We start from the raw sequence: 20,345 nt of genomic DNA, 5'->3' as shown, positions 1-20,345 counted from the left end.
TCACCTCTCGTGCGCTCGCAAACGTGCCAGATACCTTCGTGGGGCCATTCCGCCGCGTAGGTCGAGCAGTGCCTTTTCAAGGGCGAGTGGTTCGTAACTGTGGATAGCGCAGATCTCGCGCACTGTCGCGAGGTCCGCCCCCGCACCTGCCGCTTCGAGCAGCAGATTCTCTGCCTCGCTCTCGTCCAGCTCGCCGACGGTCAGGAGGCGAAAGTCGCCCAATCCCGTGAAGCGTTCACGCGTCGTGACGAGGACGTCTCCCATGGGCAGCTCTGGGAGCCGATCAAGAGCCTCAATCCCGTAGGCGTTATCGAGGACCAGCAGCCACCTCTGCTCCTTTGCGAGCCACTCCTTCAGCGCATAGTCGGCGGACAGGACATCGCTCGCCGGCAGATCAAGCCACTCCGCAAGCGACCGCCATTCCTCGGCGAGAATCTCCGGCGACTCGGCCGCGATCTTGGCCACGTGGTCGTACCTGTCGTCGTGCGTTGCGGCATAGAGGTAGGCCGCGGTGGACTTTCCCATGCCACCGTGACCGGTGAGCACCACCGCGACCCCCGGCTCGCTCTCGAGTCGTGCGTTGATACGGCTGACCAAATCCTTTCGGGCGCAAAGGTGCCCAGCGGGGCGGTTCTCCCATCGCCACTTGGTCTTGATCCCACCAACCCCGGCGGCAGCGGGTGACCGTTCTATCCCGTCCACGAGGTCGACGGATATCGAGTCGGCCGAGACTGCAGAGGACGACATCTGCTGTTCGCGGTGCCTCTCGGCGAGTTCACCGACGTAGTCGACCACTTGAATGTACGGACGCTTCTCCTCCAGTCCCCAGTATTTAACGGGGAGCAACTGGTTGTCGCGTTTGGCGTACATCTCCCATTGGCTGAACCCGTTGTGCTTCGGGACGTCGTCGATCAGCAAGGTGACAGGCCTGGGGCGGCCTTTGTCCAGCTTCAATTCCTTCAGGACGTAGTCGTACTCGTTGTCCAGCACGTAGTCGGAGCCCATGAGGTGGTCGCTCAACAGGAAGACGACGACGTCGGCGCGCTCGAGCTCTGCACGGATCCGGTCGTGCCAGACATCGCCCGGCCGTAGGGACTTGTCGATGAACAGCGTGATGAGGCCTTGCTTCACGAGGCCCCTCATCTGTCGATCCAGAATGTCCATGGCGGGCGTGTCTTCGCGGGCGTAGGACAAGAACACGTGGAGCGGCGACCACGGACCAACCGATGGCTCGAATTCCTCCACACCCGCTCCCATGTAGCTGATGCTGACAGATTTAGATGCGAGGTGCCCTGGCACACCAGTATGAACCCTTGATGCGTGGGTTCGTGCGGTTTTCTCCATCCGGGAGACGCGGATTGAGCGGGGGACGGAACGCCGGCCCAGCCGCATGCGCCGCATGCCGTATGCCGCTCAGCCGGCTTCCCTTCGAGCGAATGCCGGCCAGCCAGCCAGGCATCAGAACCATTGCCGGCCGGAGTAGACGTCCGACGAGAAGCGCGAGGCCGAGAGCGACTTCCATGATGGCAGTAGCCAGGACCGCAGTGCGGCCCTCTACCAGTCCGAACGTCAGTACCTCGGTGGTCTGCATGACCAGGGGCTCCGCTGGCGACGCTCCCGGGAAGAACTTCAGGACGCCGAAGCCGGCAATGACCAAGCCCAGACTGATGCGCAGCAGTCCGATCGTGTGGGTCGCCAGGACGGCAGACACCCTGGCTGCATGCCGTGCGGTCAGCGTCGTTGCGGGCTCGACCGGGCGGGTGTCGTGGAGGGTTGTCATGATGACTGCTCCTCACCTTCGCTGGATGAACGTGTTCCAGCCTCGCGGCGATCGAGAGAAGGCAAATCGGCGAGACAGTGACCCTTCCTCTGCGCCCACGGGAGCACCAAGGTCCGATCGGTACGCCGTAGCCCGTAGTCGGTGCTACGCGTCAGAGAGGACTCCCGGATGAGCAGTCGTGACCGTCCGATGGATGCTTGGGCCGTCGTTCTCGTGGTGGCAGCCTCCGGAACCACGGCGATGCGGAAACGACCGACCGTTGACGAGCCTGTCGCGCCCTGCGCTCTACTGCGGCCCGGTTGCTCTGGCACGACTACCTGTCCCGCCGGGGCCGCGTGGAGCCAGAGCTGCTTTCCTGACCACTCGTGTGGCTGGGTTGGACTATGCCACAGGCGAACCGGGCCGTATGCCGGTGAGCTGGCTCAACAGCATACGGCCTGGCTTGGTTCCGGCAGGCGACCCGACACCGGTGACGTCGTCGTAGCCGGGCCTGACGTCAGCCGGGCACGGCCGACCACATCCCGTTGATCCCAGCCCCGCGATCACAACAGATGCGGGTCAGACGCTGCCCGGCTCAGGCGGCGCGGGAGCGCTGCGGCTCACCAGACGGGGCGACCGCGACCGGGGCTGGCAGCGGACGGAGGAAGATCGTCAGGACCACGCCGACGTAGAGCACCCACGCCACGACCTGGAGGACGGACATCACCGGGGTGATGTTGAACATGCCCTTCAACAAGACGGCGTACCAGGCGCCGGGCAGGACGACGGCACGGATGTCGAAGGCGCTCAACCCCTCGCCCGGCAGGACACCCGCCTCCTGCAGGTCGTGGACGCCGTAGGCGAGAATGCCGGCGGCGACCACGATGAGCAGGACGCCGGTGTAGCGGAAGAACTTCGTCAGGTTGATGCGGACCGCGCCGCGGTAGATCAGGATGCCGAGCAACACCGCCCCGCCAAGACCAAGGACCCAGCCCAGCAGCGGTTGCAGATTGCCCTGCCCGGCGGCCTCCGTCGTTGCGAAGAAGAAGATCGCGGTCTCCAGGCCTTCCCGGCCGACGGCGACGAAGCCGACGACCGCAACGGCGAGGGGGCCGAGGTCGAGAGCCCTGGCCAGACGGCCCTTGAGATCACCGGAGATCGTCCTGGACGCTGCGCGCATCCAGAAGACCATGCCGGTGACGAAGGCGACGGCGATGATCGAGGCGATGCCCCCGATGAGCTCCTGTGTCTCGTGCGCGAGGCCCTGTGCGCCGAACGTGAGCGCCGCACCGAGGGCCACCGACAGGCCGACCGCCGTGCCGACACCCAGCCAGACGTACTTCAGGGCCCACTGCCGCCCCGTCTTGACGAGGAACGCGACGAGGATGACGACGACGAGGGCCGCCTCGAGGCCCTCGCGCAATCCGATGAGGGCGTTGCTCAGGAGCACGGATCCACCTTTCGTCCAGGAACGCCCTGAGTGGCGTCCTTGCGAGCAAACCATAGGTAAGCCTCACCTAACAAGACGCTGCCCTGAATGCGGACGCTCCGCGGGCGGGGCTGGGAGGTCGCGCTCCCGTGCGTTCAGATTCCCGCTTGACCTTGACGCAGGGTCAACGTTGCACGCTCGTCTCATGACCACGACACCAGCTATCGAGATCGTCGGACTGACCAAGTCCTATGCGGACAACGCGGTGCTCAGGGGCGTCGATCTGAGCGTGCCCTCGGGCTCCATCTTCGCGCTGCTCGGGTCCAACGGGGCCGGCAAGACCACGACAGTGCGGATCCTGTCCACCCTGCTCAAGGCGGACGGCGGGACCGCCTCCGTCAATGGCCACGACGTCGCCACCCAGCCCGCGGAGGTCCGCGAGTCCATCAGCCTCACCGGACAGTTCGCTGCCGTCGACGAGATCCTCACCGGACGGGAGAACCTCGTCCTCGTCGCTCAGCTGCGGCGACTCGAGGATCCGGGCAGGATCGCGGACGGGCTGCTGGCGCGGTTCGGGCTGACCGACGCGGCCGCGCGGAGGGTGGGGACCTACTCGGGTGGCATGCGCCGTCGCCTCGACATCGCGATGAGCCTGATCGGCAGCCCGCCCGTACTCTTCCTCGACGAGCCGACGACAGGTCTCGATCCGCAGTCGCGCAACGAGGTCTGGAACACCATCCGGGTGCTCGCGGGCCAGGGCACCACGGTGCTGCTGACCACGCAGTACCTCGAGGAGGCCGAGCACCTCGCAGACCGGATTGCGATCCTCCACGAGGGCCGGATCATCGCGAACGGCACGCTGGCCGAGCTCAAGCAGCTGCTCCCGCCGGCCACGGTCGAGTACGTCGAGAAGCAGCCGACCCTCGAAGAGGTCTTCCTCGCGATCGTCGGCCAACCCCAGCACCGAGAAAGGACCGACGCATGACCACTCACGCCCTCAACGACACCACCGTGCTGACCAGACGGTCGCTGCGCCACATCCTGCGCAGCCCCGACACGATCATCACGACCGCCATCACGCCGATCGCCATGCTGCTGCTGTTCGTCTACGTCTTCGGCAGCGCGATCGACGTCGGCGGGGGCAACTACGTCAACTACCTGCTGCCCGGGATCCTGCTCATCACCGTTGCCTCCGGCATCGCCTACACCGCCTTTCGGATCTTCACCGATGTCTCGACCGGCCTCTTCGAACGGTTCCAGTCGATGCCGATCACCCGATCGGCCCTGCTCTGGGGGCACGTGCTGACGTCGGTCGTGGCGAACCTCGTCTCGCTCGCGCTCGTCATGCTCGTCGCACTGGCGATGGGCTTCCGCTCCGGCGCCGGAGTGCTCGCCTGGCTCGCGGTTCTCGGGATCCTCGTCCTCTTCACCCTGGCCCTGACCTGGCTGGCCGTCATCCCCGGGCTCACCGCGAAGTCGGTCGATGGGGTGAGCGGCTTCTCCTACCCGCTGATCTTCCTGCCGTTCATCAGCGCGGCCTTCGTGCCCACGGACGGCATGCCCGGGCCGGTGCGCTGGTTTGCCGAGCACCAGCCGGTCACCCCTATCGTCAACACCGTCCGCAACCTCTACGCGGAGCAGCCGGTCGGCAACGACGGCTGGATCGCCCTCGGCTGGTGCCTCGGCCTGCTGGTTGTCGCCTACGTCCTCGCGATCCGCACCTACCGCAGCAAGATCGCCTGACACCCTCACCGACCAGCCAGGACAAGTCCGAGAATGGGACCATGCTGACGATCAGCCAGCTCGCGTCGTACGCCGGCGTGACGGTGCGCGCGGTTCGCCACTACCACGCCAAGGGGTTGCTGCCCGAGCCTGAGCGCGACCACTCCGGCTACCGGCGCTACGACGCGGCCGCGGTGGTCGAGCTCGTCAAGATCCGCACCCTGGCCGACGCGGGCGTGCCGCTGTCGCGGGTGCGTCAGCTGCTCGCGGCGGATCCGGCGGAGTTCGAGGCGGCGGTCGAGGACATCGACCGCCGCCTGCGTGCCGAGATCCGAGAACGGCAGCGACACCGGGAACGCATCGCCCAGCTCGCAGCCGGCGACAGCCTGGCACTGCCGCCCGAGGCGGTGGCCTACCTCGACCGGATGCGCGAGTTCGGCTTCCATGAGCGGCTGATCGAGATCGAGCGCGACAGCTGGATCCTCATCGCGGCCAAGATGCCCGAGGAAGTGCCGGCCTTCATGGAGATCAAGCAGGTGCAGATCGAGAACGAGGGGCTCCGTCGGCTGTATCTCGACATCGGGGACCTCGTCGACTGCGGGCCGGATGACCCGCAGCTGCCTGCACTCGCCGACCGCGTGGCCGCCTTCATCGAGGCAGCGGCGACCGAGTTCGAGGGGGTGGAGGACGTCGCCCCCGTCAGTGACGACCTCGTTGCCCTGCTCGACGCCGCCTTCGTCGATTCCTTCCCGGGAGCGCAGCGCATGCTCACGTTGCTCGAGGAGCGGGGCTGGACGGGCTGGACCAACATCCGGCGCCTGGAGCCCGCGGGGTGACCTCGGCCGACTCGGCCAAAGCCCGGCGGCGTCAGAAGAGCTGCCGGAAGTTCGCGCTCGCGAGGTCGAGGAGCTCGTCCCCCCGGCCGGACAGCACGGTCCGGATCGCATAGAGCGTGAAGCCCTTGACCTGCTCGGCCGTCACGGCCGGTGGGATCGTCAGCTCGTCGCGCTCCGTGACGACATCGACGAGCGCTGGACCCTTGTGGCTGAACGCATCCCGGAGCGCATTCCGGAGCTCCTTCGACTTCTCCACGCGAATCCCCTCGATGCCCATGGCGTTCGCCACCGCAGCGAAGTCGGGGTTGACGAGGTCGGTGCCGTACGTGACGAACCCGGCCGCCTTCATCTCGAGCTCAACGAAGTTCAGCGACGAGTTGTTGAAGACGATCATCTTGATCGGGAGCCGGTTCTGCGTGACGGTCAGTAGCTCACCGAGCAGCATCGCGATGCCGCCGTCACCGCTCATCGTCACGACCTGCCGGCCGGGGAACGCCACCTGTGCGCCGACCGCGTGCGGCACGGCATTTGCCATGCTGCCGTGGACGAACGACCCGATGAGCCGACGGCCGCCGTGCATCCGGAGGTAGCGCGCGGCATAGATGACCGGCGATCCCACATCTGGTACGAAGACCGCGTCCGGATCGGCGAGTTCGTCGATCAGGCGCGCCACGTACTGCGGGTGGATCGGCTTGCCCCTCTTTGACTCGGTGGCGAGGTCGTCGAGCTTCGCCCGCGTCTTCGCATAGTGCGCCAGCGCATCCTTCAGGTGTGAGCGCTTCTTCCGCTGGTCGAGCAGCGGCAGCAGCGCCCGGGCCGTCTCCCCGACATCACCCACGAGGCCGAGGTCGAGTGGCACCCGCCGCCCGAGCTGGTCGCCACGGATGTCGACCTGGATGACCTTCGCCTTGGGCGGATAGAACTGCTGGTACGGGAAGTCCGTCCCGAGCATGAGCAACGTGTCCGAGGACTCCATCGCACGATAGCCAGAGGCAAACCCCAACAACCCGGTCATGCCGACGTCGAAGGGGTTGTCGAACTCGATCCGGTCCTTGCCCCGCATCGTGTGCACGATCGGCGCACCGAGCCGGTCCGCGAGCCGCACCACGTCGTCGTGCGCATCCCCGACGCCGACCCCTGCCAGGATCGTCGTGGCCGACCCGCCGTTGAGCAGCGCGGCTGCCCGCCGCAGCTCATCGTCAGACGGCAGGACACGGGCTCGCGTCGCCTCGACCTGGACGACCCGGTCGTCGCCGACGTCCTCCAGGGCCACGTCCCCGGGGATGACGATGACGGCGACCCCGCGTCGCTCGATCGCGACCCGCATCCCGATCTCGAGGACGCGGGGCATCTGGCTCCGGTGCGCGACGAGCTCCGTGTAGACACTGCACTCGCGGAACAGGTCTTGCGGGTGCGTCTCCTGGAAGTAGCCGCTGCCGATCTCCTCACTCGGGATCTGGGCCGCGATGGCGAGCACGGGCACCCGGCTCCGGTTGGCGTCGAAGAGCCCGTTGATCAGGTGCAGGTTCCCCGGGCCACAGCTGCCGACGCACACGGCGAGTCCACCCGTCAGCTCCGCGTCCGCGGCCGCCGCGAACGCTGCACCCTCCTCGTGCCGCACGTGGATCCACTCGATCGTGCCATCGCGCCGGAGCGCGTCGGTGAAGCCGTTGAGCGAGTCGCCGGGGACGCCGTACACGCGTTTGACGCCGTTGGCCCGCAGGGTGGCCACCATGTTCTGCGCGATGCTTTGGGCCATTCGTCCTCCTTGCGCGCGGGGTGTGACGACGAGACGGTATGCCGCTGAGCTCGCTTCCGCTGTCCCGCCGGGTCGCGCATGCGGCCAAGTACGCGCGCAGGTCGTAGCGCTGGACTTCTACCCGTCGTCGGGTGAGCCGAATCCGCCAGCCACCCTTCGTCAACCTGGGCCCGATCGAAAGAACAGTTTTGGCGCCCGAATCCTGTTCACTCGATTGCGTGGGGGCCGGTTTCGGGAAGGCCACCCAGCGGCATACGGAATGGTCAGGCGGCGGAGCCGGCGCCCTCGGCGCGGGCGACGAGCGAGGCGGGCGGCAGGAACCGGTCGCCGTAGCGCTCGGCGAGCCGGCGGGCCCGGGCGACGAAGCCGGCCGTGCCGCCGGGGTAGCCCTCGACGTACTGCACGACCCCGCCGGTCCAGGCCGGGAAGCCGATGCCCAGGATCGAGCCGATGTTGGCGTCCTCGACGCTGCGCAGCACCCCCTCGTCGAAGCACTTGACCGTCTCGAGGGCCTCGGCGAAGAGCATCCGTTCCTTCATGTCATCGAACGGGATCTCGGTGCTGGCCCCGTACGTGTCGGCCAGACCCTGCCAGAGCCCGACGCGCTTGCCGTCCTGGTAGTCATAGAAGCCGGCGCCGCCGAGCTTGCCGGTGCGGCCCTGCGCGATCATCGCGTCGACGATCTCGTAGGCGGCGTGGTGCTCATAGGGTCGGCCGGTCGGGTCCGCCTGCAGGCCGGCCCTGGTCTCCTTCTGGATCTTGGACATCAGCGACAGGTTCAGCTCGTCGGCCAGCTGCAGCGGCGCGGCGGGGTAGCCGGCCTGCAGGCCGGCCTGCTCGACGCTGGCCGCGGGGACGCCCTCGCCGACCATCGCGATCGCCTCGTTGAGGAAGGTGCCGATGACCCGGCTGGTGAAGAAGCCACGGTGGTCATTGACCACGATCGGGGTCTTCTTGATCTGCAGCGCCAGGTCGAACGCCTTGGCCAGCGTCTCGTCGCTGGTCTGGTCGCCGGCGATGATCTCGAGCAGCGGCATCTTGTCCACCGGGGAGAAGAAGTGCAGCCCGATGAAGTTCTCCCGGCGCTTGACCCCCTCGGCGAGGGTGGTGATGGGCAGGGTCGAGGTGTTCGAGCCGAGCACCGCGTCGGGCGCCACGAGGTCCTCGATCTCGGCGAAGACCTGGTGCTTGACCGCGACGCTCTCGAAGACGGCCTCGATGACCAGGTCCGCGCCGGCCAGGTCCGCGGCCTCGGTCGCCGGGGTGATCCTCGCGAGGAGCGCGTCGGCGTCGGCCTGGCTGGAGCGGCCGCGGGCCACGGCCTTGGCGACGAGGGCGGCCGAGTAGGCCTTGCCCTTCTCGGCGGCCTCGATGGTGACGTCCTTGAGGACCACCTCGATGCCCGCCTTCGCGCAGACGTAGGCGATGCCGGCGCCCATCATCCCGGCGCCGAGCACGGCCACCTTCCTCGCCGCGTGCTTCGGGAAGCCCTGCGGGCGGCTGCCGCCGGCGGTGATCGTGTTCAGGTCGAAGAAGAACGCCTTGATCATGTTCTTGCTGACCTGGCCGGTGACCAGCGAGACGAGGTAGCGGCTCTCGATGTCCAGGGCCGTGTCGACGTCGACCTGGGTGCCCTCGACCGCGGCGGCCAGGATCGCCCGGGGCGCCGGGTAGTGGGCGCCCTTGAGCTGCTTGCGCAGGTTGGCCGGGAACGCGGGCAGGTTCGCGGCGAACGCCGGGCTGGCCGGGGTGCCGCCAGGGATCCGGTGGCCCGTGACGTCCCAAGGCGCCGCCGCGTCCGGGTGCGCCGCGATCCACGCCTTCGCCGCGGGCAGCAGCTCGTCGACGCTCGCGACGACCTCGTCCACCAGGCCCAGCTCCCTGGCCTCGGCCGGACGGTACTTCTGGCCCTGCGCGAGCACCTTCATCACCGCGTCTGCCACCCCGAGCATCCGCACCGTGCGCACCACCCCGCCACCACCGGGCAGCAGCCCGAGAGTGACCTCGGGCAGCCCGACCTGCGCGCCGGGCACGTCAGCGATGACCCGGTGATGGGTCGCGAGCGCGATCTCCAGGCCACCACCGAGCGCGGCCCCGTTGATCGCGGCGACGACCGGCCGGCCGAGCGTCTCCAGGGTGCGAAGCTGCGCCTTGATCTCGGTGACAGTGTCGTACAGCTGCTGGGCCTGCTCGGGCCGGGCCGCGTACAGGTCGTTCAGGTCGCCGCCGGCGAAGAAGGTCTTCTTGGCCGAGGTGATGACCACCCCGGTGATCTGCTCCTTCTCCGCGACGAGCCGGTCGACCACGCCGCGCATCGAGGCGACGTAGTCGGCGTTCATCGTGTTGGCCGACTGGTTCGGGTCGTCCAGGGTCAGCACGACGACGCCATCGGCGTCCCAGTCCCAACGGATGGTATTGGTGGTGCTGTTCGTGTTCGGGGTTGCCATCTCGCGTACTTCCTTCATGGTCCGTCGGGTCTCAGACGCGCTCGACGAGCGTGGCCACGCCCATCCCGCCGCCGATGCACAGGGTGATCACGGCACGCCGTGCGTCGCGGCGCTCGAGCTCGTCGATCATCGTGCCCAGGATCATCGCGCCGGTCGCGCCCAGCGGGTGACCCATCGCGATCGCGCCGCCGTTGACATTCAGCTTCTCGTCCGGGATGCCCAGGTCGCGCTGGTACTTCAGCACCACCGACGCGAACGCCTCGTTGATCTCGAACAGGTCGACGTCGGCCACGGTCAGGCCCGCCCGACCCAGCAGCTTCGCGGTCGCAGGCGTCGGACCGGTCAGCATGATCGTCGGGTCCGCACCGGTCGTCGCCGTCGCCACGATCCGGGCCCGCGGCCTCAGGCCGAGATCCCTGCCGACCTGCTCCGAGCCGACCAGCACCAGCGCCGCCCCGTCGACGATGCCCGAGCTGTTCCCGGCATGGTGCACGTGGTTGATCCGCTCGACCGCGTGGAACTTCTGCAGCGCCACCGCATCGAACCCGCCCGCCTCACCCATCACCGCGAACGACGGCTTGAGCACGCTCAACGACTCGACCGTCGTGCCCGGCCGAAGATGCTCGTCCCGATCGAGCACCACCAACCCGTTGACGTCACGCACCGGCACCACCGAGCCGGCGAACCGCCCGTCCGCCCACGCCTTGGCCGCCAGCTCCTGCGAGCGCACCGCGTACTCGTCCACATCCGTGCGGGAGAAACCCTCCATCGTCGCGATCAGGTCCGCGCTGACGCCCTGCGGCACGAAGTACGTGTCGTAGTTCGTCGCCGGGTCCATCGCCCACGCGCCCCCGTCCGAGCCGATCGGCACCCGCGACATCGACTCCACCCCGCCGGCCAGCAGCAGACTGTCCCACCCGGAGCGCACCTTCTGCGCAGCGGTGTTGACCGCCTCCAGCCCGCTCGCGCAGAACCGGTTCAGCTGCACACCCGCGACCGTGTCCGGCAGGCCAGCCGCGAGGGCCGCGATCCGCGGCAGCACCGAGCCCTGGTCCCCGATCGGGGAGACGATGCCCATCACCACGTCATCGATCCGGTGCGGATCCAGGTTGGGGTTGCGCTCACGCAGCGCGTCGATCAGCCCGACCGTCAGGTCGATCGGCTTGACACCGTGCAGCGAGCCCTTCTTGCCACGACCCCGAGGGGTGCGGACATGGTCATAGACGTATGCCTCGGTCACTGGGACTACTTCCTCACTGGAGACTTGCGGGGGTCGAGGTCGGGGGCCGCCTCGCGATTGGCCAGGGTTGTGGTGTTGGGACGGCTCATAGGGACCTGGCCACCAGTTCCTTCATGATCTCGTTGGTGCCGCCGTAGATCTTCTGGACCCGGGCGGCGGCGTACATCCGGGCGATCGGGTACTCCATCATGTAGCCGTAGCCGCCGAAGATCTGGAGGCACCGGTCGACCACCTTGCTCTGGATGTCGGTGCACCAGAACTTGGCGAGCGAGGCCCCTGCCGCGTCCAGCTCGCCGGCCACATGGCGGGTGATGCAGCTGTCGACGAGGGTCCGAGCGGCGAGGGCGTCCGCGGCGCACTCCGCGAGGACGAACCGGGTGTTCTGGAACGAGAGGAGATCCTGGCCGAAGGCCTCCCGCTCCTTGGCGTACGCCACCGCGTGCCTGACCGCCGCCTCGGCGGTGGCCGCTGCCCCGACGGCGATGATGAGCCGCTCCTGGGGTAGCTGCTCCATGAGCTGCACGAACCCCCGGCCCTCGGCACCGCCGAGGAGGTTGGCGGCTGGGATCCGCATGTCGACGAACGACAGCTCCCGCGTGTCCTGCCCGTGCATGCCGACCTTCTCGAGCACCCGTCCGCGCTCGAAGCCAGGGAGGTCCTGGGTCTCCGCGACGATGAGGGACAGCCCCTTGGCTCCCGGCTCATCACTGGTACGAGTGACGATGACGATCAGGTCACAGTGAGTTCCATTGGAGATGAAGGTCTTTGAGCCGTTGATGACGTAGTCGTCCCCGTCACGTACGGCGCGGGTGCGGACGCGCTGGAGGTCGGAGCCGGTCGTCGGCTCGGTCATGGCGATGGCGCCGACGAGGTCGCCAGAGGCCATGCCCGGGAGCCAGCGCTGCTTCTGCTCCTCCGTGCCGAAGGTCGCGATGTAGTGGGCGACGATGACGCTGTGCACGCTGTTGGCCCAGGCGTCGTCGGCGACCCGGGCCTGCTCGGCGGCGATGACCGCCTCGTGGGCGAAGGTCCCGCCGCCACCCCCGTACTGCTCCGGGATGCTGATGCACAGCAGGCCAGCGCGCCCCGCCGCCCGCCAGAAGTCGCGGTCGACCATGCGCTGCTCTGCCCACCGGCCCTGGTGGGGCACGACCTCCTTGTCCATGAAGGTGCGCGCGAGCTGCTGGAGGTCGTCGAGCTCCTCGGTCAGCCAAGGCGACCGGTATCCGTCCAAGATCATCTGGTCCTCGTCCATCTGCCACACGAGCGTGCCTATACGGTTGTATAGCACTCCGTACGATCGTGCAATGTTGCGATCGGCACACCGCAGCATGGAGGGATGACATGGCACGCCTGCCGACGACGCCACCTCGCGATGACGACCTCACGGGGAAGGCACGCATCCGCAACGCTGCCCTCGGGCTCTTCGCCGAGCACGGTGCAGACGCCGTCTCCCTTCGCACCGTCGCCGCGGCAGCGGGCGTCACCGTCGGCCTCATCGTCCACCACTACGGGACCAAGGAGGCACTGCGCGAGTCGGTCGAGATGGCCATCGTCGAGCGGTTCGCCGAGGCGATCGCGTCGGTGCCGATCGGCAGCCAGCCCGGCGGAGAGGTCGTCGCGGCCCGGGACCAGGCGGTCGCCGACATGCTCCGGGTCAACCCGGCCGTGCTCGACTACCTGCGCCGGGCCATCCTCGACGGCGGTGCACAGCGCCGCGACCTTCTGAGCCGACTGACCGAGCTGTCCGCGCAGCAGGTCCATGACCTGCGCACCGCGGGCCTCGCCTCCACGAAGCACACCGTTGGTGAGCAGGTCGTCACGATCATGGTGCGCCAGCTCGGCCGTCTCTTCCTCCAGCCCCTCGTCGACCGGATCTCGGACGAGTTCGCCGAGGACCTCGACGCGTCAGCACGAGTCCAGCTCGTCGTCGACGTGAAGCGCTGAGTCCCACTTCCGTCAAGAGGCCGCCGTATGCCGCTTGGCCGGCTCAGCCGTCCCTGGCTGGCGTGGGGCGGACTACTCCTCGCGGGCGCGGGTCCGGACCTCGAACTTCTGGATCTTGCCGGTCGCGGTCTTGGGCAGCTCGTCGACGACCTTGACGATCTTGGGCACCTGGAAGCCGGCGAGACGCGATCGCGCGTGCTCGATGACTCGATCCGGCACCTCGTTGACGGGCACGGTGCCGTCCGGGACGACCACCGCGCAAACGGCCTCTCCCCATCTCTCGTTCGGCACACCGACGACGCTGCACTCGGCCACCCCAGGAGCGGAGAGGACAGTCGCCTCGACGGCGACGGAGGAGACGTTCTCACCGCCCGACTTGATGATGTCCTTGAGTCGGTCGGTGAACCAGACGATGCCGTCACGGTCAACGTGGCCGATGTCGCCGGAATGGAACCAGCCGTGCGCGAACGCCTCCTCGTTGGCCTGGGCGTTGTTCCAGTAGCCGAGGCAGACGTTCGGAGCACGGTAGACGATCTCCCCGGTCGCCCCTGCGCCGAGGACGGCACCATCCCGGCTCATCGTCCGGACGAGCACGCTCGGCACCTGGGGGCCCCAGGACGCGGCCGCAGTGTGTCGATGCTCGGCCCACTGCATGACCGTGGCAGGCACCACCTCGGTCTGCCCGGAGCCGAGGATGACATCCGCATTGGGAAAGGTCTCGTCAACCTTGGCGAGCAGGTCTTCCGGCATCGGCGCCATGGCATAGATCGCCAGCTCGACCGAGGTGAGGTCTCGCGGGTCACGGGCCTGCTCCGCGACGCAAGCCGCGTGCATCATCGGGAGCATCATGACGTGCGTCGCTCGGCGGGCGCTCAAGGCATCGAGGACGACCCCCGGGTCGAAGGTCCCACCGGGAAGGACGACGGTGCCACCCATCATGATGACCGGCATCGCGAGCGTGTTGAGAGCGGTGACATGGAACAGCGGCAGGACCACGACCATGACGGGCGGCTGCGTCCCCCACCGCTGCCGAGTCACGATCGCGTTGCTCAGCATGCCGATGGTCACCGAGACATGGCTCGTCAGAACGCCCTTGGGGCGAGAGGTCGTGCCGGAGGTGTAGAGGCACTGGACCGCAGAGCGCTCGTCGACGATGGCCTCGAGTGGCCCGTCCGCTCCGGTCGCCACGAGGGCATCCCACCCGATGGTGCGTCGGTCCGCGAGGGGCGCGGGCTCGTCCTCGAGGACGACGACTGTGGTGATCCCGGCGGAGCCGGCAACGACAGCTTCGGCCAACGGGCGCAGTGCCGGATCCGCGACGAGGACGGGCGCCCCGGCGTCGCCGACGATCCAGGTGAGGTCGCCGGGCGAGAGCATGACGTTGAGTGGCAGGCACACGAGGCCGGCGCGGGCGCACGCGTAGTAGGTCGCGAGCACGCGCCACGAGTTCGTCATCATGAGCGCGATCGGCGTCCCGGGCTCGAGCCCGAGCCCGAGCAGACCGTGACCGAGACGGTCGGCCGTCTCCGCGAGCTCGCGGAAGGTGACCTCGCGCGTCCCGTCGACGACCGCGACCCGGTCAGGGAAGAGCGCAGCCGTGCGAGTCAGGCTGTCCCCGACGTTCACGCGTGTGGCGAGGTGGTGGTCGAGCGGGTCGACGAGGGAGAGATCGGGCTGCATTGCTGGTCCTCCACTTTCGATCGGGTGTTGCGGGTTCGTTCAGTCGAGGAAGATGTCCGTCTGCAGCTCCGCGTCCGCGCCACCGTAGGGCGACAGGTCGGTGAACCCGGCCTCGTGCAGCACGTCCTCGTCGATGAAGAAGTGGCCGGTGCACGCGCGGGGGTCCCGGGTGAGGATGGCGTGGGCCGCGTCCGCCATGATCTCGGGGCTGCGGCTGGCTCGCATCGCAGCATCCCCGCCCAGCAGGTTCTGCACAGCGGCCGTGGCGATCAGGGTGCGCGGCCACAGGCTGTTCGCGGCCACTCCGACGTCCCGCAGCTCCTCTGCCAGGCCGAGTGTCACGAGGCTCATCCCGTACTTCGCGATCGTGTAGCCCAGGTGCCGGCCTGCCCACACCGGGTTGAGGTTCAGTGGTGGCGACAGGGTCAACACGTGCGCGGCATCGGAGCGCTCCAGATGGGGCAGGGCCGTCTTGGCCAGCAGGAACGACCCGCGACAGTTGATGTCCTGCATCAGGTCGTACTTCTTCATCGACAGCTCCCGCGTGCCGGACAGGTCGATGGCACTCGCGTTGTTGACGACGATGTCGATCCCGCCGAACCGTTCCACGGTCCGGGCCACGGCATCGGCCACCGACGCGTCGTCCCGCACGTCGCCGACCACCGCGAGCGCGCGCCCGCCGGCCTGCTCGATCGCTGCCGACGCCGTGTGGATGGTGCCCTCCAGGCGCGGGTCCGGCTGGTCGGTCTTGGCCAGCAGTGCCACGTTGGCACCGTCCCGGGCGGCGCGTAGCGCGATCGCCAGCCCGATGCCGCGGCTGCCACCGGACATCAGGATCGTGCGTCCCGCAAGGGTGCGCGCCGTGTCCTCTGGGACGCTGTCCTGAACGGTCATGAACCTGTCCTTCCGTCGTGTCGAGCTGCCCAGCGCGAGTCAGGCCGGCAGACCGTCGAGTCGGGCGAGGACCTGGAGCATCACCTCGTCGGCCCCGCCGCCGATGGAGACGAGCCGGGTGTCACGGAAGAACCGCGAGGTCCACGTCTCCTCGATGTAGCCCATGCCGCCGTGGAACTGCAGGCAGGTGTCGGCGACCTCGCGGACGAGGCGTCCTGCGGTGAGCTTGGCCACGGAGGCCATCCGGGTGATGTCCTCGCCGGCCATGCGCGCCTCGCACGTCTCGCGGTTGTGGCTGCGCAGCAGATCGACCTGAGCCTGCAGCTCGGCGAGGCGGAAGGCGACGTACTGCTTGGACGCGAGTGGGGTGCCGAAGATCAGGCGCTCCGCGGCGAACTCACGCGTCAGCTCGAGTGCCCTGTCGCACTGACCGACCGTGACGTACGCCGCGAACATCCGCTCCACGACGAACTGCTGCATCTGCTGCCGGAAGCCGCGGCCGATCTCACCGATCGTGTTGGCGACCGGCACGCGCACGTCATCGAGCACGATCTCGGCCGTGTCGGACGCCCGGTTGCCGAGCTTGTCGAGCTTGCGGCTGACGGAGAACCCGGGAGACGCCGTCGGCACGATGACCTGCGACAGGCCCCGGTAGCCACCCTCGTCAGATGTCCGCACGAGCAGGCAGATCCAATCGGCCTGGGTTCCGTTCGTGATGAACATCTTGCGGCCCGAGATGACCCAGTCGTCCCCGTCGCGTCGTGCATGGGTGCGCAGCCGGGCGACATCGGATCCCGTGTCCGGCTCGGTCACCGCGATGGCTGCGACGGCCGACCCGGCGATCGCAGGGGCGAGGAACTCGATCTTCTGCGCCTGCGTACCGAGCTCGGCGAGGGACGGGGTCGCCATCATGGACTGCACCCCGATGGCCATGCCCACCCCGGCCGAGCCCATCCGGCCGAGCTCCTCGCACGCGACCATCTGGAAGGAGTGGTCGGCGCCGAGACCACCGTAGGCAGGGTCGTACTCGATGCCGAGCAGCCCGACCGCAGCGGCCTTCGGGAACAGCTCGTGCGCCGGGAACGACCCGCCGCGTTCCCACTCGTCGACGTGCGGGTTGACCTCGGTTTCGACGAAGTGCTGCACGCTCTTGCCGAAGTCGACGTGGTCGTCGGTGAGTCGCATGGCTTCGACCGTAGCCCCAGAGGTTCCACAAAACAAGCAGCCTTGCTTGTTTTTCTGCATTGTGCCACGCTGCGATGTCATGACCGACTCGAGCCCAACGCCCCCGTTCGAAGTCCTGCGCGTCGGGAACTGCTCGGGCTTCTACGGCGACCGCCTCTCGGCGATGCGGGAGATGCTCGAGGGCGGCCCGCTCGACGTGCTCACCGGCGACTACCTCGCGGAGCTGACGATGCTCATCCTCGGCCGCGACCGGGCCAAGGACCCCACTCTCGGCTACGCCCGCACCTTCCTGCGCCAGCTCGAGGACTGCCTCGGGCTCGCCCTCGAGAAGGGGGTGCGCATCGTCGCCAATGCCGGTGGCCTCAACCCGCACGGCTGCGCCACCGCCGTCCAGGACCTCGCGACCCGGCTCGGCCTCGATGTCAAGGTCGCCGTCGTCGACGGCGACGACCTCACTACCCGGGCCGAGGAGCTCGGCCTCGGAGCGCCACTGGCCGCCAACGCCTACCTCGGCGGGCTGGGCATCGCCGCGGCCTGCCGCGCCGGAGCCGACGTCGTCATCACCGGCCGCGTCACGGACGCCTCCGTCGTCGTCGGCCCGGCGATCGCCCACTTCGGCTGGGAGCGAACCGAGTTCGACGCGATCGCCGGCGCCATGGCGGCCGGCCACGTCATCGAGTGCGGCACCCAGGCGACGGGCGGCAACCTCGCCTTCTTCCGCGAGATCACGGACCTGACCCGGCCGGGCTTCCCGATCGCCGAGATCCGCCGCGACGGCTCCACGGTCATCACGAAGCACCCCGGCACCGATGGTGCCGTGACCGTCGACACCGTCGTGTCGCAGCTGCTCTACGAGGTCCAGGACGCGCGCTATGCCGGGCCCGATGCCGTCCTGCGTCTCGACTCCCTCACCCTCGAGCCGGAAGGGCCCGACCGCGTCCTCATCTCCGGCGCTCGCGGCGAGGCCCCACCGCCGGACGTCAAGGTGTCGTGCACGAGGGTCGGCGGCTACCGCAACGAGATGACCTTCGTGCTCACCGGCCTCGACATCGAGGCCAAGGCCGAGCTGGCCCGACGGCAGGTCGAGGCATCGCTTCCCGTCCGGCCCGCCGAGCTGACCTGGTCCCTGGCCCGCACCGACCATGACGATCCCGACACCCAGGCCCGCGCGGCCGCGACCCTCACCCTCGTCGCCCGCGACCCCGACGAGGCCAACGTGGGGCGCGCCTTCTCCAACGCGGCGGTCGAGATCGCCCTCGCGAGCTACCCCGGTTGCTTCCTGACGAACCCACCCGGCTCCGGCAGCGCCTACGGGGTCTACGAGCCGCGCTACGTCGCCCAGGACGTCCCCGCCCACACCGTCACACTGCCGAGCGGCGAACGGCACTCGATCGGGCCGCCCCCCAGGACGCAGCCGCTCGAGCCGCTGTCCGGCGACCCAGCCGCAGCGGTAGCCGGCGAAGCACGCGAAGCCGGCTCAGCGGCATACGGCATGACGGTCCGCGCCCCGCTGGGAACGATCGTGGGGGCGCGGTCCGGGGACAAGGGCGGCAACGCGAACGTCGGGGTGTGGGTACGCTCGCAAGACGAGTTCGCTTGGCTCGACGGCTTCCTCACCGTCGCCCGCCTGCGCGACCTGCTTCCCGAGGCACGCGACCTGACGGTCATTCGCACTCGCCTCCCCCAGATCCGCGCCCTCAACTTCGTCGTCGAGGGACTCCTGGGCGAGGGAGTGGCGTATGCCGCTCGCTTCGACCCGCAGGCAAAGGCCCTCGGCGAGTGGCTGAGAGCGCGTCACGTCGACGTGCCCACTCGCCTGCTGTCCGCCCCCATGGAGGGGCCCCGCCCATGACGACTCTGCGCAGCACCATCGACCCCACGAGCGACGACATACGCGCGAACGCCAAGGCGATGGCGGCCCAGCTCGCCGAGATCGACGAGCAGCTCGCCCTCGCGGTCGCCGGTGGCGGCGAACAGGCGGTCGAGCGCCACCGCAAGCGCGGGAAGCTGACGGCTCGAGAGCGGATCGAGCTGCTCCTCGACCGGGATGCCCCGTTCCTCGAGCTCGCCCCGTTCGCGGGGTACGGCAGCCGGTTCACCGTCGGCGGCAGCGTTGTGGCCGGGATCGGGGTCGTCGAGGGCGTCGAGTGCATGGTCATCGCGAACGACCCGACGGTGAAGGGCGGGTCGAGCAACCCGTCATCGGTGAAGAAGACGCTGCGGATGCACGACATCGCCAAGGAGAACCGGCTGCCGGTCATCAGCCTCGTCGAGTCCGGCGGCGCCGACCTGCCGACCCAGAAGGACATCTTCATCCCGGGAGGGGCGATCTTCCGCAACCTCACGCAGCTCTCCGCGGCCGGCGTCCCGACGATCGCCCTCGTCTTCGGCAACTCCACGGCGGGTGGGGCCTACCTGCCGGGCATGAGCGACCACGTCGTCATGATCGAGGAGCGGTCCAAGGTCTTCCTCGCCGGCCCACCGCTCGTCAAGGCGGCGACCGGCGAGGAGTCCGACGACGAGTCTCTCGGCGGTGCGGCGATGCATGCCCGGGTCTCGGGGCTCGCCGACTACTACGCCCTCGACGAGCAGGACGCCATCCGCATCGGCCGTCGCATCGTCAGGCGCCTGAACTGGCGCAAGGCCGCTGGGCCCCTGACCACCACGCCCAGGCCGCCGAGGTATGCCGCCGAGGACCTGCTCGGGATCGTTCCCGCCGACCTCAAGAACCCGTTCGACCCGCGCGAGGTCATCGCCCGGATCGTCGACGACTCGGACTTCGACGAGTTCAAGGCGCTCTACGGCACGTCGCTCGTCACGGGTTGGGCGCAGCTGCACGGCTTCGCGGTGGGAATCCTCGCCAACGCCCGGGGCGTGCTGTTCAGCCAGGAGTCGCAGAAGGCGGCCCAGTTCATCCAGCTCGCCAACCAGACCAACACTCCCCTGCTGTTCCTGCACAACACGACCGGCTACATGGTCGGCAAGGAGTACGAGCAGGGCGGCATCATCAAGCACGGGGCGATGATGATCAACGCCGTCTCCAACTCGACCGTGCCCCACATCTCGGTCCTCATCGGCAACTCCTACGGCGCCGGCCACTACGGCATGTGCGGCCGGGCCTACGACCCGCGGTTCGTCTTCACCTGGCCCAGCGCGCGCAGCTCGGTGATGGGTGCGCAACAGCTCGCCGACGTCACGTACTCGGTGTCTCGAGCCTCTGCCCTCGCCCGGGGCAAGGCCTTCGACGAGGAGGGGGCGCTCGCCGTCCGCGCCGCGATCGAGAAGCAGATCACGGCCGAGGCGATGCCGCTCGTGCTGTCCGGCCTGGTCTACGACGACGGAATCATCGACCCCCGCGACACGAGGTCCGTCCTCGGCATCGCCCTGTCCGCGATCCACAACGCGCCTGTCGAGGGCACAGCCTCGTTCGGCGTCTTCCGGATGTGA

The 20,345-nt window shown here is 68.6% G+C and carries 16 protein-coding genes; 6 read left to right on the top strand and 10 right to left on the bottom strand.

Annotated elements, in window-relative coordinates; translation table 11 throughout:
* From VIR15_RS12530 to efeU, 3 genes are all read right to left on the bottom strand, one after another.
* Positions 1-1,245 carry a tetratricopeptide repeat protein gene (locus VIR15_RS12530; RefSeq protein ID WP_331928084.1) on the bottom strand — a complete coding sequence of 415 codons (1,245 nt, stop codon included), beginning with the start codon at positions 1,243-1,245 and terminating at the stop codon, positions 1-3.
* A gap of 31 nt (positions 1,246-1,276) precedes the next feature.
* Positions 1,277-1,780, bottom strand: coding sequence for a DoxX family protein (locus VIR15_RS12525; protein WP_331928082.1), 504 nt, complete (start codon positions 1,778-1,780; stop codon positions 1,277-1,279).
* A gap of 574 nt (positions 1,781-2,354) precedes the next feature.
* Positions 2,355-3,209, bottom strand: a complete 855-nt coding sequence (efeU, locus tag VIR15_RS12520) for an iron uptake transporter permease EfeU (RefSeq protein WP_331928080.1) — start codon at positions 3,207-3,209, stop codon at positions 2,355-2,357.
* Positions 3,210-3,393: 184 nt separating this feature from the next.
* Here efeU and VIR15_RS12515 point away from each other — a divergent pair, with 184 nt between their 5' ends.
* From VIR15_RS12515 to VIR15_RS12505, 3 genes are read left to right on the top strand one after another with little or no spacing between them, the layout of a single operon-like run.
* A complete protein-coding gene (locus tag VIR15_RS12515; protein WP_331928078.1) occupies positions 3,394-4,173 on the top strand; it encodes an ABC transporter ATP-binding protein in 780 nt (259 codons plus the stop codon).
* Complete coding sequence (locus VIR15_RS12510; RefSeq protein ID WP_331928076.1) at positions 4,170-4,931, top strand: ABC transporter permease; 762 nt, start codon at positions 4,170-4,172, stop codon at positions 4,929-4,931. Before VIR15_RS12515 ends, VIR15_RS12510 begins: the two co-directional genes overlap by 4 nt.
* A 41-nt stretch (positions 4,932-4,972) precedes the next feature.
* Positions 4,973-5,746, top strand: coding sequence for a MerR family transcriptional regulator (locus tag VIR15_RS12505; protein ID WP_331928074.1), 774 nt, complete (start codon positions 4,973-4,975; stop codon positions 5,744-5,746).
* A gap of 31 nt (positions 5,747-5,777) precedes the next feature.
* Here VIR15_RS12505 and poxB read toward each other — a convergent pair whose 3' ends face one another.
* The 4 genes from poxB to VIR15_RS12485 all read right to left on the bottom strand — a co-directional run bounded on the left by poxB (position 5,778) and on the right by VIR15_RS12485 (position 12,432).
* Positions 5,778-7,505: a ubiquinone-dependent pyruvate dehydrogenase gene (poxB, locus tag VIR15_RS12500; RefSeq protein ID WP_331928072.1), complete on the bottom strand. Its 1,728-nt coding sequence runs from the start codon at positions 7,503-7,505 to the stop codon at positions 5,778-5,780.
* Positions 7,506-7,768: 263 nt separating this feature from the next.
* Entirely contained in the window at positions 7,769-9,952 is a 2,184-nt protein-coding gene (locus tag VIR15_RS12495; RefSeq protein WP_331928070.1) for a 3-hydroxyacyl-CoA dehydrogenase NAD-binding domain-containing protein, read from the bottom strand.
* A gap of 31 nt (positions 9,953-9,983) precedes the next feature.
* Positions 9,984-11,192, bottom strand: a complete 1,209-nt coding sequence (locus VIR15_RS12490; RefSeq protein ID WP_331928068.1) for an acetyl-CoA C-acetyltransferase — start codon at positions 11,190-11,192, stop codon at positions 9,984-9,986.
* 85 nt (positions 11,193-11,277) lie between these two features.
* Positions 11,278-12,432, bottom strand: coding sequence for an acyl-CoA dehydrogenase family protein (locus tag VIR15_RS12485; protein WP_331928066.1), 1,155 nt, complete (start codon positions 12,430-12,432; stop codon positions 11,278-11,280).
* A 104-nt stretch (positions 12,433-12,536) separates the two neighbouring features.
* Between VIR15_RS12485 and VIR15_RS12480 the strand changes: the two genes are divergently transcribed.
* Positions 12,537-13,139 carry a TetR/AcrR family transcriptional regulator gene (locus VIR15_RS12480; RefSeq protein WP_331928064.1) on the top strand — a complete coding sequence of 201 codons (603 nt, stop codon included), beginning with the start codon at positions 12,537-12,539 and terminating at the stop codon, positions 13,137-13,139.
* A 72-nt stretch (positions 13,140-13,211) separates the two neighbouring features.
* Here the strand turns inward: VIR15_RS12480 and VIR15_RS12475 are convergent, their stop codons facing one another.
* The 3 genes from VIR15_RS12475 to VIR15_RS12465 are packed head-to-tail and all read right to left on the bottom strand — an operon-like array spanning position 13,212 to position 16,898.
* Positions 13,212-14,819: a class I adenylate-forming enzyme family protein gene (locus tag VIR15_RS12475; RefSeq protein WP_331928062.1), complete on the bottom strand. Its 1,608-nt coding sequence runs from the start codon at positions 14,817-14,819 to the stop codon at positions 13,212-13,214.
* A gap of 39 nt (positions 14,820-14,858) precedes the next feature.
* On the bottom strand, positions 14,859-15,713 hold the full coding sequence (locus tag VIR15_RS12470; protein ID WP_331928060.1) for an SDR family oxidoreductase: 855 nt from the start codon (positions 15,711-15,713) through the stop codon (positions 14,859-14,861).
* A gap of 39 nt (positions 15,714-15,752) precedes the next feature.
* Entirely contained in the window at positions 15,753-16,898 is a 1,146-nt protein-coding gene (locus tag VIR15_RS12465; RefSeq protein WP_331928058.1) for an acyl-CoA dehydrogenase family protein, read from the bottom strand.
* A gap of 79 nt (positions 16,899-16,977) precedes the next feature.
* On the opposite strand from VIR15_RS12465, the gene VIR15_RS12460 reads away from it, so the two are divergent.
* Together VIR15_RS12460 and VIR15_RS12455 are read left to right on the top strand one after the other, a co-directional pair.
* Positions 16,978-18,750 (top strand): acyclic terpene utilization AtuA family protein, encoded by a 1,773-nt coding sequence (locus VIR15_RS12460; RefSeq protein ID WP_331928057.1) that lies wholly within the window; start codon positions 16,978-16,980, stop codon positions 18,748-18,750.
* A complete protein-coding gene (locus VIR15_RS12455) occupies positions 18,747-20,345 on the top strand; it encodes an acyl-CoA carboxylase subunit beta (RefSeq protein ID WP_331928056.1) in 1,599 nt (532 codons plus the stop codon). Before VIR15_RS12460 ends, VIR15_RS12455 begins: the two co-directional genes overlap by 4 nt.

The organism is Intrasporangium sp. (assembly GCF_036566125.1).
Taxonomy (GTDB): domain Bacteria; phylum Actinomycetota; class Actinomycetes; order Actinomycetales; family Dermatophilaceae; genus Intrasporangium.
This window is presented reverse-complemented; position numbering and strand designations above follow the sequence as displayed.

What these genes read in the sequence shown, in the direction of transcription:
- VIR15_RS12475 (WP_331928062.1), bottom strand. Translation starts at nt 14,819, where the DNA reads ATGCAGCCCGATCTCTCCCTCGTCGACCCGCTCGACCACCACCTCGCC.
- VIR15_RS12495 (WP_331928070.1), bottom strand. Translation starts at nt 9,952, where the DNA reads ATGGCAACCCCGAACACGAACAGCACCACCAATACCATCCGTTGGGAC.
- poxB (WP_331928072.1), bottom strand. Translation starts at nt 7,505, where the DNA reads ATGGCCCAAAGCATCGCGCAGAACATGGTGGCCACCCTGCGGGCCAAC.
- VIR15_RS12480 (WP_331928064.1), top strand. Translation starts at nt 12,537, where the DNA reads ATGGCACGCCTGCCGACGACGCCACCTCGCGATGACGACCTCACGGGG.
- VIR15_RS12485 (WP_331928066.1), bottom strand. Translation starts at nt 12,432, where the DNA reads ATGATCTTGGACGGATACCGGTCGCCTTGGCTGACCGAGGAGCTCGAC.
- VIR15_RS12515 (WP_331928078.1), top strand. Translation starts at nt 3,394, where the DNA reads ATGACCACGACACCAGCTATCGAGATCGTCGGACTGACCAAGTCCTAT.
- VIR15_RS12510 (WP_331928076.1), top strand. Translation starts at nt 4,170, where the DNA reads ATGACCACTCACGCCCTCAACGACACCACCGTGCTGACCAGACGGTCG.
- VIR15_RS12525 (WP_331928082.1), bottom strand. Translation starts at nt 1,780, where the DNA reads ATGACAACCCTCCACGACACCCGCCCGGTCGAGCCCGCAACGACGCTG.
- VIR15_RS12505 (WP_331928074.1), top strand. Translation starts at nt 4,973, where the DNA reads ATGCTGACGATCAGCCAGCTCGCGTCGTACGCCGGCGTGACGGTGCGC.
- VIR15_RS12460 (WP_331928057.1), top strand. Translation starts at nt 16,978, where the DNA reads ATGACCGACTCGAGCCCAACGCCCCCGTTCGAAGTCCTGCGCGTCGGG.
- VIR15_RS12455 (WP_331928056.1), top strand. Translation starts at nt 18,747, where the DNA reads ATGACGACTCTGCGCAGCACCATCGACCCCACGAGCGACGACATACGC.
- VIR15_RS12470 (WP_331928060.1), bottom strand. Translation starts at nt 15,713, where the DNA reads ATGACCGTTCAGGACAGCGTCCCAGAGGACACGGCGCGCACCCTTGCG.
- VIR15_RS12465 (WP_331928058.1), bottom strand. Translation starts at nt 16,898, where the DNA reads ATGCGACTCACCGACGACCACGTCGACTTCGGCAAGAGCGTGCAGCAC.